This window comes from Rhizobium skierniewicense (genome assembly GCF_014196515.1).
Lineage (GTDB): Bacteria > Pseudomonadota > Alphaproteobacteria > Rhizobiales > Rhizobiaceae > Agrobacterium > Agrobacterium skierniewicense.
Window position 1 is genome coordinate 25,160 of sequence record NZ_JACIDV010000022.1, and the last position, 10,646, is coordinate 35,805.

The 10,646-nt window shown below is 56.6% G+C and carries 14 protein-coding genes and 1 other annotated feature; of the genes, 12 read left to right on the forward strand and 2 right to left on the reverse strand.

All coding sequences use genetic code 11. The annotated features are described in order from the left end of the window. Positions 1–30: 30 nt before the first annotated feature. From GGQ73_RS22200 to GGQ73_RS23105, 11 genes are all read left to right on the forward strand, one after another. Positions 31–1,071, forward strand: a complete 1,041-nt coding sequence (locus GGQ73_RS22200; RefSeq protein WP_183897898.1) for an ABC transporter ATP-binding protein — start codon at positions 31–33, stop codon at positions 1,069–1,071. Further along, a complete protein-coding gene (locus tag GGQ73_RS22205; protein WP_174156095.1) occupies positions 1,068–1,928 on the forward strand; it encodes an ABC transporter permease in 861 nt (286 codons plus the stop codon). Before GGQ73_RS22200 ends, GGQ73_RS22205 begins: the two co-directional genes overlap by 4 nt. Then, positions 1,925–2,788 (forward strand): ABC transporter permease, encoded by an 864-nt coding sequence (locus GGQ73_RS22210; protein WP_183897899.1) that lies wholly within the window; start codon positions 1,925–1,927, stop codon positions 2,786–2,788. The genes GGQ73_RS22205 and GGQ73_RS22210 overlap by 4 nt, the downstream gene beginning before the upstream one ends. A 47-nt stretch (positions 2,789–2,835) precedes the next feature. Further along, on the forward strand, positions 2,836–3,732 hold the full coding sequence (locus GGQ73_RS22215; protein WP_183897900.1) for a glycerophosphodiester phosphodiesterase family protein: 897 nt from the start codon (positions 2,836–2,838) through the stop codon (positions 3,730–3,732). Beyond that, complete coding sequence (locus GGQ73_RS22220) at positions 3,720–4,499, forward strand: inositol monophosphatase family protein (protein ID WP_183897901.1); 780 nt, start codon at positions 3,720–3,722, stop codon at positions 4,497–4,499. Before GGQ73_RS22215 ends, GGQ73_RS22220 begins: the two co-directional genes overlap by 13 nt. Positions 4,500–4,807: 308 nt before the next feature. Continuing rightward, positions 4,808–5,416, forward strand: a complete 609-nt coding sequence (locus GGQ73_RS22225; RefSeq protein ID WP_183897902.1) for a Urease operon accessory protein — start codon at positions 4,808–4,810, stop codon at positions 5,414–5,416. Between the two features lie 86 nt (positions 5,417–5,502). Further along, positions 5,503–6,489 (forward strand): NAD(P)/FAD-dependent oxidoreductase, encoded by a 987-nt coding sequence (locus tag GGQ73_RS22230; protein ID WP_183897903.1) that lies wholly within the window; start codon positions 5,503–5,505, stop codon positions 6,487–6,489. Further along, positions 6,486–6,926, forward strand: a complete 441-nt coding sequence (locus GGQ73_RS22235; RefSeq protein WP_183897904.1) for a DUF3429 domain-containing protein — start codon at positions 6,486–6,488, stop codon at positions 6,924–6,926. Before GGQ73_RS22230 ends, GGQ73_RS22235 begins: the two co-directional genes overlap by 4 nt. A gap of 171 nt (positions 6,927–7,097) precedes the next feature. Further along, the gene (locus tag GGQ73_RS23095; protein WP_234911066.1) at positions 7,098–7,280 is read left to right on the forward strand and encodes a hypothetical protein; all 183 of its coding nucleotides are present in this window, start codon (positions 7,098–7,100) and stop codon (positions 7,278–7,280) included. 99 nt (positions 7,281–7,379) lie between these two features. Continuing rightward, positions 7,380–7,536: a sequence feature (AL1L pseudoknot), on the forward strand. Then, positions 7,462–7,824, forward strand: coding sequence for an IS3 family transposase (locus GGQ73_RS23100; protein ID WP_234911062.1), 363 nt, complete (start codon positions 7,462–7,464; stop codon positions 7,822–7,824). Its footprint overlaps the feature before it by 75 nt. After that, a complete protein-coding gene (locus tag GGQ73_RS23105; protein ID WP_234911065.1) occupies positions 7,713–8,366 on the forward strand; it encodes an IS3 family transposase in 654 nt (217 codons plus the stop codon). The genes GGQ73_RS23100 and GGQ73_RS23105 overlap by 112 nt, the downstream gene beginning before the upstream one ends. A gap of 154 nt (positions 8,367–8,520) precedes the next feature. Here GGQ73_RS23105 and GGQ73_RS22245 read toward each other — a convergent pair whose 3' ends face one another. Further along, positions 8,521–8,841, reverse strand: a complete 321-nt coding sequence (locus GGQ73_RS22245) for an ArsR/SmtB family transcription factor (protein ID WP_412763001.1) — start codon at positions 8,839–8,841, stop codon at positions 8,521–8,523. 473 nt (positions 8,842–9,314) lie between these two features. Between GGQ73_RS22245 and GGQ73_RS22250 the strand changes: the two genes are divergently transcribed. Further along, the gene (locus GGQ73_RS22250) at positions 9,315–10,274 is read left to right on the forward strand and encodes a helix-turn-helix domain-containing protein (protein WP_183897905.1); all 960 of its coding nucleotides are present in this window, start codon (positions 9,315–9,317) and stop codon (positions 10,272–10,274) included. A 142-nt stretch (positions 10,275–10,416) separates the two neighbouring features. On the opposite strand, the gene GGQ73_RS22255 is transcribed toward GGQ73_RS22250, so the two are convergent. Then, positions 10,417–10,646 (reverse strand): integrase core domain-containing protein (locus GGQ73_RS22255; protein WP_183897906.1); only part of this gene is annotated, 230 nt, incomplete at its 5' end.

Consider the following 10,646-nt stretch of genomic DNA (forward strand, 5'->3'; position numbering starts at 1 on the left):
CGCTCGGTCAAAACCAGGACGGACGCTCACATGAGTGAACTTGAAATCAGCAATATCAGCAAGACCTACGGACCGAGCCATGCGCTTCATCCCGTTTCCATATCCGTTGAGCAGGGCGAGTTCGTCACTATTCTCGGGCCATCGGGTTGTGGCAAATCAACGCTTCTCCGCATTCTGACGGGCATCAGCCAGCCATCCGGCGGTGAAATTCGGCTCGGTGGAAAGCGCATTGATCAGGCGCCACCGGAAGGGCGCGATATCGCCATGGTGTTTCAGTCCTATGCGCTCTTTCCGCACATGTCGGTCGCCAAAAATCTCGGCTTCGGGCTGAAGATGAAAAAAATTGCCAAGGACGAACGGACGCGTCGCATCGCCCATGCGCTGGAAATTTGCAATCTCGCCGGGCTGATGGATCGCATGCCGCGGCAATTGTCCGGCGGCCAGCAGCAGCGTGTGGCTTTGGCACGCGCCATCGTCATGCAGCCAAGCCTGCTTCTGTTCGATGAGCCTTTGTCCAACCTCGACGCCAAGCTTCGCGACACGCTGCGCCATGAACTGACCGAGCTTCACCGCCGTATCGGCGCCACCAGCCTCTATGTCACGCATGATCAGGCCGAGGCGATGGCCATGTCGGACCGGATCGTGGTCATGAATGCAGGCCGCGTCATTGAGATCGGCACTCCGTTGGAACTCTATCGCGCGCCCAAGCACGCCTTTACTGCCGGTTTTCTCGGCCAGACCAACCTGTTGCCGGTATCCGCCCAAGGGATGCAGGCGCAATTGCCATGGGGACAATCCGTGGTGCTGGACGCTGCGGCTAACGGTAACGTCCAGATTTCGGTCCGCCCGGAGAATATTCACATTCGCGCTGATGAGACGGGTGCCGGCACGGTGTCAGCGGTTTCCTTCATGGGTGCCAATGCGCTCTATACTGTCGAGATCGGCGGTCATCAGATCAGGGTCAGCCAGTCCGGCGCAGACGCTCTGATCAATGCCGGACGAAGGGTCGCCCTGCAATTTCCCGGTTCTGTGCTGTGTCTCGACGAAACGATGGCGGTGGAGGCGGCATGATAAGCGGCATCCTTCGCAACAGGCGCGCGCAGCTTTTTCTCCTTCTTGCCCCGGGGATTGGCTACCTCCTGATGTTCTTCGGCGGGCCGCTGGTGTCTGCGCTGATCGGCAGCGTCAGACAGGAGGATGGCAGCTTCACGCTGATGTTCTACGAGCGAATTTTCACGCGTCCCTCGATGATCCGTGGCCTGACGACGTCGATCTATTACGGCGTGATGCCAGTGATCGTATCGCTTGTCGTGTCGGTTCCGCTGGCGCTTCTGATCAGGAAGAACTTTCCAGGTCGCAAGCTTTTCAGCGGTCTCTACAAGCTACCAATGGCTGTGCCGGGTATCATCGTTGGCCTGATGGTGATTGTCGTTTTCGAACGAGGCGGTTTTCTAGACCGGCTGGTTGCACCGCTTGGGCTCCAATTGCCCCATCTGGTGCGTGACGACTGGGGCATCGGCGTTATTCTGGCCAGTGTCTGGAAGCAGGTCCCGTTCATGACGCTGATCATCACCAGCGCCTTCGCCGCCATACCTGAGGATATACGCTACGCCTCGCGCACGCTGGGGGCTTCACGGCTGAAGACCTTTGTCTTCGTGGACGTTCCACTTGCCATGCCGGGCATCACTGCGGCTATCCTCCTCACCTTCATCGGTTCCATGGGCTCCTACGCCATTCCCGATATCGTTGGCCCGCCAACGGCCCGGCCACTCTCTGTTCTCATGGTTCAGGACTTCAATCAGGGGCACTTCAATCAGGTCTATGCCATAGGCATGGTGCTGAGCCTTTTCGCGATTGGTGTGCTGCTTTTCTATTACTCCCTGACATCCCGCATCGGTCCCGGCCAAAACCGAGGAGACGCCGCATGAGCGCCATCGTCATCGAACCCGGCGTGACGCCGCGACGCCGCTTCTTTACGCCGGAGGACCGGGTTTTCGTCGCCATTGGTCTCTACGGCGCGTTGGCGCTCGCCATCGCAGTGCCGCTGGTGCTGATGTTTTTATGGAGCATTGCCGATGGCTGGTCGCCGCCGCTCATCATACCCAGGGATTACACGACGGCGCGCTGGGCAAGTCTTCTTAACGACGCAGGCCTTCTCGGTGCGACGATCAACAGCATCGTGATTGCCGTTGTCGTGACGTTCCTCACGGCCGTCATCGCGTTGCCCACGGCATGGGCCATGGCTCGTTTTCCCTTCCGGCTGAAACGGCTGGTCGAAATCTTCATACTGGCACCGATCATCATTCCGGGACTGGTCGTCGCCGTGGGCATCGGTCAGGTATTTCTTCATTTTGGTCTTGCCTATTCGGTCACGGGGGTCATTCTCGTACAGATCGTTGGCACTCTGCCGCTGATGATCCGGCTGATGACGGCGACGCTCGAAACCATTCCCGACGATCTCATCCACGCCGCACGCTCGCTGGGTGCCGGAACTGTCGGCATCGTTCTCCACATCATCCTGCCGCTTGCCGTTCCCGGTCTTCTGGCGGGCGGACTGATGTCCTTCATCGGTAGTTTCGAAGAATTCGACAAGTCCTTCATCGTCGGCGCACCTGTTGTGCAGACCCTGCCGATCAAGCTTTACATGTATCTCGATCCCTATTCGATGCAGCTTCCGCTTGCGTCCATCGTCTCCTTCATCCTGCTTCTTCCAGCACTTGTCGTCTTCATCATCGCCGGTCGCATTCTACGCGACGATCTGATGGCGGCCGGCATGGGAAAAATCTGATCCGGGCGATCACATCTCATCAAAAGTAAAATCCGAAAGCGAAAACCATGAATCAGGCCCTCACTGCCTCCTCAAACGCCAACTTCTCCTGCAACGTCCTCTCCCTTTGCTCGCGCGAAAATCCCGCAATCCTAACGATCGCTCACCGCGGTTTCTGGACCACCACGGCCGAAAACTCACTCGCGTCCGTTCGCGCGGCCATCGCGGCCGGTGTGGAGATGATCGAGATCGACACGCAAACCACCGCGGACGGTCGGCTTGTCGTCATTCACGACACCACCATCGACCGCACGACGACGGGCAAAGGAACCGTAAGCGCGTTGCCCTTCGAGATGGTTCGTGCCGCGAGGCTGAAGTCCGGCGCGGGTGGCGAGAGCGCCAACGTGACTGAAGAATGCGTTCCAACGCTGGAAGAACTGCTCGAGGAGGCACGGGGTCGCATCACCGTCAATATCGATACCAAGTTTGTCCGTGATCTGCCGCAGGTGATGGAGACGGTATTGCGTCTGGCCATCGAAGAGCAGGTGCTGGTCAAGACGGATATCGACCCTGACGCCGCCCATTTCGCGGTGCTGGACACAGACTGGTTCGGAAAGATCCCGCATATGCCGATGTTCCCGGTGAGAAAGGGTCGATTTGCCGAGGATCTACGCCGGATCGAAGCCCTGCGCGCGCCCATCATCGAAGTGAAATTTTCCGATCTTGATGATCTCAAGGAAGGCCGCGCCGAGTTGGAGCGCCAGAATATTCGTCTCTGGATCAACACGCTCGATGTTTCGCACTCCCTCGATTTTAACGACACGCACGCGCTGGCCGATCCCGAGGCGGTCTGGGGCGTGCTTGCGCGGGCCGGTGTCGGTGCCATCCAGACGGATGAAGTCCAGGCCTTCAAGGACTGGCTGAAAGCAGATACTAGCGAGGCGGCTCCATCATGGACACGATAAACCACCGCCTTGAGCAAGCTGTCAGTATCGTCGAGGAAGCGGTGGCGCTTGCGATGCGCTTCTTCGAGGCGCGTGACGCCATCGGCGCACGGGCCAAGGGTTTTCAGGATTTCGTCTCTGAAGCGGATACCGCCGTCGAGAGGCTGGTGCGGGACAGGTTGGCAGTGGCATTTCCAGGGCAAACCGTGTTGGGCGAGGAAATGGGCGGCATCGCCGATGACGCCTACTGGATCATCGATCCGATCGACGGGACAACAAATTTTCTACGGGGGTCACCGTTCTGGGGCATATCGCTCGGCTTCGTTCGCAACGGTCGACCGGAACTGGGTGTGGTCGCGGTTCCGGTTTTAGGTGATATCTACGCAGCAGCGGAGGGCACCGGCTTGCTGTTGAACGGCCAAAAATGCCCGCGTAGTATATCGTTTGAGGATGTACGCGTGATGTCGCTCGGCGATAGTGCATCCGCCGATGCCCAGGAGATCGCGTCTCTCAATGTCGGTCTGAGGCACGCGGGCTGGGTTGTCGAATCGATCCGCTCCACATCCCTTGGCCTGGCATTCGCGGCCCGCGGTATATTCGACGGTCATCTCCAGAAACTCACGACCATGTGGGACATCGCCGGTGGCGCGGTCCTGGCGCGAGAAGCGGGGCTTGATGTGCGCATTGGAAAACGTGGTGACAGCGATATCCCTTGGGTGGCCGCCGCAACGCCAACTCTCATGGCCGCGACTGAAGACCTGTGGCCGGATATCAGGAGGGTACTCTGAGGCCACTGAGCGTCGGAGTAAATGAATCACGGAGGGTCTTCGACCCCAATCGTTTCGGGCCAGGAATGTGCAGTGTTTGAGGCGGCGCTTCCAAGGTAGATGCACCATCAAGACGATCAGCTGGAAATGCCGTGCCCGTTCGGAAGCTTCCGTCCCCCCCCCCCACGACCTCACCCTTTTTGCCATGGTCTGCAAATCCCTAAAAGGTGGGATGTTCCATCCTTCCGATGCTGTTGCATCTGAGGAGGATCGCATGTGATCCGTTCGTTTCATCACCTCGTAATATGGGGAATTGATAGGATATCGTCGTGCCACGTAATATTGCAATTGTAGGAAACGGTGCATTCGCTCCATCCGACGCGAGCCGGATTGATAACTGTGATGTTGTCATCCGGTTCAACGACTGCAGGTCGGTTGGGGAGGGCGGATCGCGAACCGATGTGGTCGCAGTTTGCAACACCGGACGTCCCGCATCCGCCATGATCAGACAGCGCTCCTGGCGCGAAACGGCGGCAATTGCCCATGCAAACGCCATTTGGTGCGTGCGGGACGGCGGGAAATTCGCCGAATTGAAGCCCGGGCTTGTTGCTCAACAGTCTGGGCTGGACGACTTTTGTGACGACTATACGGACGAGTTTGCCCACTTTGCCACAGAGACTGCCAAGGTGTTCACGGTGATACCGCGCAGATACCATGATCGGGTCGATCTGGAGCTGAAGACGCGGGTTACGAGCAACTACGTTGTCCCGAGCTCGGGAATGATCGCGGTTTCCTACGTCATTGGTGAGGTCGCCGTCAAGGACGACACAGTGCTCCTGGCTGGTTTTGGTCACCAAGGTTGGAGCGGCCATTCTTTCAGGGCTGAGCGTGATCTCATAGAACAGTATATCGCCAATGGACTACTCCGCAGAATATAGGCCGCCTTTCCCACGCCGCTCACAAAGCCAAACCCTTTGTGAATGATGCGCTTTCAAATCACGAGACGTCCGAACTGGAGGATAGAATGGTGATACGCCAACGAATAGGGATCATCGGCGCTGGGATAGCGGGAATAACCCTGGCGAGATCGCTCTCCAGGATCGCTGATGTCAGCATTTTCGAAAAGAGTAAAGGTGTCGGAGGCCGAGTGGCCACGCGACGGTCAGAGGATGCCGCCTTTGACCATGGCGCACAATACTTCACCATCCGAGACGATCACTTCCGCAACGCGCTTGAGGCCGCCTGTCTGGCGGGATCCGTGCGGACGTGGAACGGAGATTTGGTATACTTGGGCACGCACCGTGATCCGACACAAAGCGGGTCAAAAACGCCGAGATATGTCGGCTGCCCCTCGATGAATGCGTTACCGAAAGCTATGTCCGAAGGTCTGAATGTCCTGCTGAACGTCCAGGTCTCGGCCATCACCGGAGAACCCGGCCAGTGGTACCTCCAGATAGGGGACGAGCGAGAAGGGCCGTTTGACTGGTTGATTTCGACGGCTCCCGCGCCACAATCGGCAGCGCTGCTTCCGTCCCGGTTCGAGCACCACGATGCGTTGGGCCTCGTCAAGATGAACGCCTGTTTCACGTTGATGGTCAGGCCAAAACACAAACTCCACATTCCCTTCGCGGCAGCCCGTGTGGACGACCCTGTCATCGACTGGATCTGTCGTAACGAGAGCAAACCAGACCGGCCCGAAACGCCCTGTCTGGTGGTAAATTCAAACCCCGTCTGGGCCGACACCAATATCGATCGCCCGCTTGACGTTATCCGAGCCGACATGATTGATGCGATCACGCGTTACATTCCAATCGAATACGAAGCCGCAGTCATTCATCGCTGGCGTTATGCCAATGTCCAACGGCCGGTCGGAAAAGCGTTCCTGCTCGATCGGGCGTCGCAGCTTGCCGCGTGCGGCGATTGGTGCATCGGCGGCCGGGTCGAAGCAGCCTTTCTCAGTGGAGCAGGTCTGGGAGATGCCCTGCAGGGTATCATAGAGGGTGCTCAATGATGACGCCCTCTCGCAAGGTCTCGATCATACTTGCCTATGCCGGTGCACTGCCATTCTGGTTGCTGATGCTCGCTCCGGAAACCGTTGCTGGTTTCGACACGGCGTCGGCATTCGTGTCATACGGTGCGATTATCAGTTCTTTCATGGCTGGGACCCTGTGGGGACGGGCTCAGATAGAACACGGCAATATTCTTTTCATGGGTGTGAGCAATGTCCTGGCATTGATCGCTTTCGTCACCCTCGTGGCGGGTCTATCCCTCGCCGCCCTCTTCGTGCAACTGGCGGTGTTCGGGCTTCTTCTGGTGGCCGATTTCAAGAGCCTTGCCCAACGCAATGAGCACCGTTGGTATCTGGTACTGCGTCTGAGGGTGACTCTCCTTGTCGCCGTGGCCTACTGTGTCATGCTCGTTGATCGCGCACTCACGGCGGGAGTTTGAACCCGACCGGCAGAACCAACACGACACGAGAGAAACGCCTGCGGCAGGAAAGATCATGACTCCAAGCAAAATAGCGACTTCTATCACCCACCGCGATGCAGAACATTTTCAAGCGGTCTAAACCTCGCCGGGTTTGCCGGAGGCTCCAACTTCTGAGAAAGTGGAGCCATCATGGGCAAGACGACAGACAAATTTTCACCTGAAGTCCGCAACCGTGCCATCCGTATGGTGCTGGACCATAAAGCCGAGCATCCATCATGCTGGGCTGCCGTTTCCTCTATTGCTGCCAAGATTGGCTGCTCGCCAGCCCACCCTGCACGAATGGGTCAAGAAGACCGAGGTCGACAGTGGTAAGCGAGCAGGCCTACCGAGTGATGTTGTCGTGAAGATAAAGGCTCTTGAGCGGGAGAACCGCGAGCTTCGGCAGGCCAACGAAATTTTGCGCAAAGCTTCGGCCTATTTCGCGATGGCCCCTATCGGCGAATGCGAGCATTCACCTGTCGGGTAAGAGTATCTCGACCGCCACCTTCAAACGATGATCGCGTTCATTGACGAACACCGTGGGGTGTTCGGGGTTGAGCCGATCTGCAAGCTTTTGCCGATTGCCCCGTCAACCGACTTCGAGAACGTTGCCAAGCGTATGGATGTGGATCGCCTGTCAGTCCGCGCCCGCAGCGATATCGGCCTGAAGATCGAGATGCGCCGGGTGTTTAATGAGAACTTCCAGGTCTATGGTGTCCGTAAGGTCTGGCGGCAATTGCAGCGGGAGGGCTTCGACATCTCCCGCTGCACTGTCGCTCGGCTTATGAGGGCAATGGGCTTGCAGGGCATCATCCGTGGCAAGCCGATCAGAACGACGATCAGCGACAAGGCCGCCCATGCCCACTCGACCGCGTGAACCGGCCGTTCTTTGCTCCCGCGCCGAACATGCTGTGGTTATCCGATTTCACCTACGTGGCGACTTGGCAAGGCTTCGTCTACGTGGCCTTTGTCATCGATGCCTTTGCTCGCCGCATTATCGGTTGGCGGGCGAGCCGGACCGCTCATGCGGGCTTCGTCATCGATGCCTTGGACCAGGCGCTTCATGATCGGCGACCCGTCCATCGCGGTGGGCTCATCCACCATTCCGATAGGGGTGTGCAATACGTCTCCATTCGCTATTCCGAGCGACTGGCGGAGGCGGGTATCGAGCCCTCCGTCGGAAGTGTTGGCGACAGCGATGACACTGCTCTCGCAGAAACGATCAACGGTCTCTACGAGGCAGCGGTCATCCATCGGCGAGGACCGTGGCGAAACGTCGAAGCCGTGGAGTTCGCTACGCTGGAATGCGTAGACGGGTTCAACAATCGTCGCCTTCTGGAGCCTATCGGCAACATACCGCCAGCCGAAGCCGAAGAAGGATATTACATCATGCTGGACGCACCAGCTATGGCCGCATAACTTAAACGAAATGGCCTCCGGCAAACCCGGCGCGGTTCACTCCGAACCATGGAGACCTATAGATTCAGAAGTCATAAAAATACGCAACTGTAATGCTAAGTCTGTGCGAGCCTAGCTGACCCCGCACTAAGCGCTTCCCGAGCTAGAAGAAATCTCACGCAGAATGCGAGAGCTTAGATACCGGTTCGCTGAAAATGTCTTCTAGAGCCGCTAAAATTTGCCGCACAGGTTCGGAGCGACTGAAATAATAAATGGTTTGGGCATCGCGGCGCGTCTGCACGACATTTGCATTGCGCAGTTTGGCGAGGTGTTGAGATAATGCGGACTGACTGAGGCCAACCGTTTCCGCCAAATGACCCACTGGCATTTCTCCCTCGATTAGGATCCGAAGTATTGCGAGCCTCTTTGGGTTCTCGATCGCGGACAAGAGCGTTGCGGCAGAGTTAATTGATTGCTCATCCAGGCGTCTGGTCACTGCGTTGTCTCCAAAGCTAAAATCATTCTAATCGTAGTCAGACAGGACACGGGTCATTCCTGATCTCAACCGGCCAAGACGCACCAAGATGGAAACCAGAAAGTATGTTCTGCTAATTTAGCATAGTCTGTATACACCGATCTTCAACGTGGGCAGCGTCGTTCAATGCCTCCAGGGTGCAGGAATATCTCTAAGGTGCAGATTTATTGCGCAGGCTATCGAGGTCCGCTGGCGTGCCCCACAAAAGTGGTCCTCTACAGCTTCGGCAATGTCTTTGGTGGATTTTGATTTGTGCGTTGGAAAACGGATTAGCGCAACAATTTCATGTGACCTATCGATTGAACAAATGATACGGTGGTAGGGCAACCATGGCCTAACAAACTAGGCTCGTTACTACATATTAGAGAATTCGAGATATTGCTTTTTTGACGTGCATTTCTCGCCGAAGTAACACGTGCTTGGATGTGATAGGAATGTCGAACGGTCCGTACAAGGAACTCAAAGTTTCCTCCAGGGATATCGGAGAGGTTGAGGAGTATCTGAGTGACGCCTATGCGCCGGTCTCTGTAACTCCGCTCGGCTCGCACCACAGGTACGGGGTTAGCGGACACTTGGCCGTTCTAGATCAAGTTTTCTTCGAATGGTCGAAAACGATAGGCAGTTATCGCGTTACACCCATCGAAATGTTCGATTCTGTTCTCTTCAATTTCGTCAGCGAGGGCACGACCGGTTACCACTTCAAGAGCGATAAGCTATCGATTGCGGCCGATCAGGTGATTGGTTACCGACACGCAGATAATGTTGATGTTCTCAACGGGAGTGAACATTCAACGGTTGTCATTTCCGATGATCTTCTTTGTAAGCGGATGTCGATATTGCTTGATAAGCCGGTGGTTCACACGGTTGAATTTAGCAAGGGTGCCTTGGACCAGCGAAATCTTAAAGGACTTCCGGCGCTTGTGGCGCTCTTGAACAATTCACCCTTTCAACAACTCGCGGGATCGCTGAACGCACGCTCTTCAGCTGTTGGACATTTGGTCCTCGATAGTTTCCTTCTAAACTATCCGAACAACTATACTCAGGCGCTGAAGGCGCCTTTGCCCTTGATCGCGCCGAGACAGGTGCGCCGGGCGATCGATTATATCCACGCACATCCAGCGGACAGGAACTCGCCCGAATTTCTAGCTGGCTTGAGCGCTGTTAGTGTCCGCTCGCTGCAATACTCTTTCTTGCTATCTGTCGGACAAACGATCAGCGAGTATCAGCGTGCTCTGCGGCTACAAAAAGCTCGCGACGACCTCGATCAGAAAAGGGATCTCTCCGCGAAGAAAATTGCTGAAAAGTGGGGCTTTACGTCGCAAAGTGCCTTCACGCAAAGTTTCAAAAAGGCGTTCGGAGTCACTCCGTCTCAAGTCCGCAAGGACACCTTGTAGGTCACCGAAGTGTTTCATGCTTGCCTTCGATACTACATTGCCGGAGATTAGTCTTGATCTAATAGGGATGCTGCGACGTACCAGTCGAACCTTAACCGCCAACATCACAGGATCGTTTCCCAGGTGACGTTGCCCCCAAGTTTTATCCAGTTTTGAGTTCGCTCCAGCGGTTTTGGGTTGCTGTATTCGGGGCGGTAGCGGCGGGTTGCGGTGCGGAGCCATTCCGGCTGCGCAGCACCGCATCACGTCGCGGGTTGATGGTCTGAGCGAACTCGGCAGGCGTCATCCAGCCGAGTCCAGAGTGTGGTCGATGATCGTTGTAATCGCTGCGCCAGTTTAAAAGCGCTGATCGTGCATGGGTCAGTGACGAGA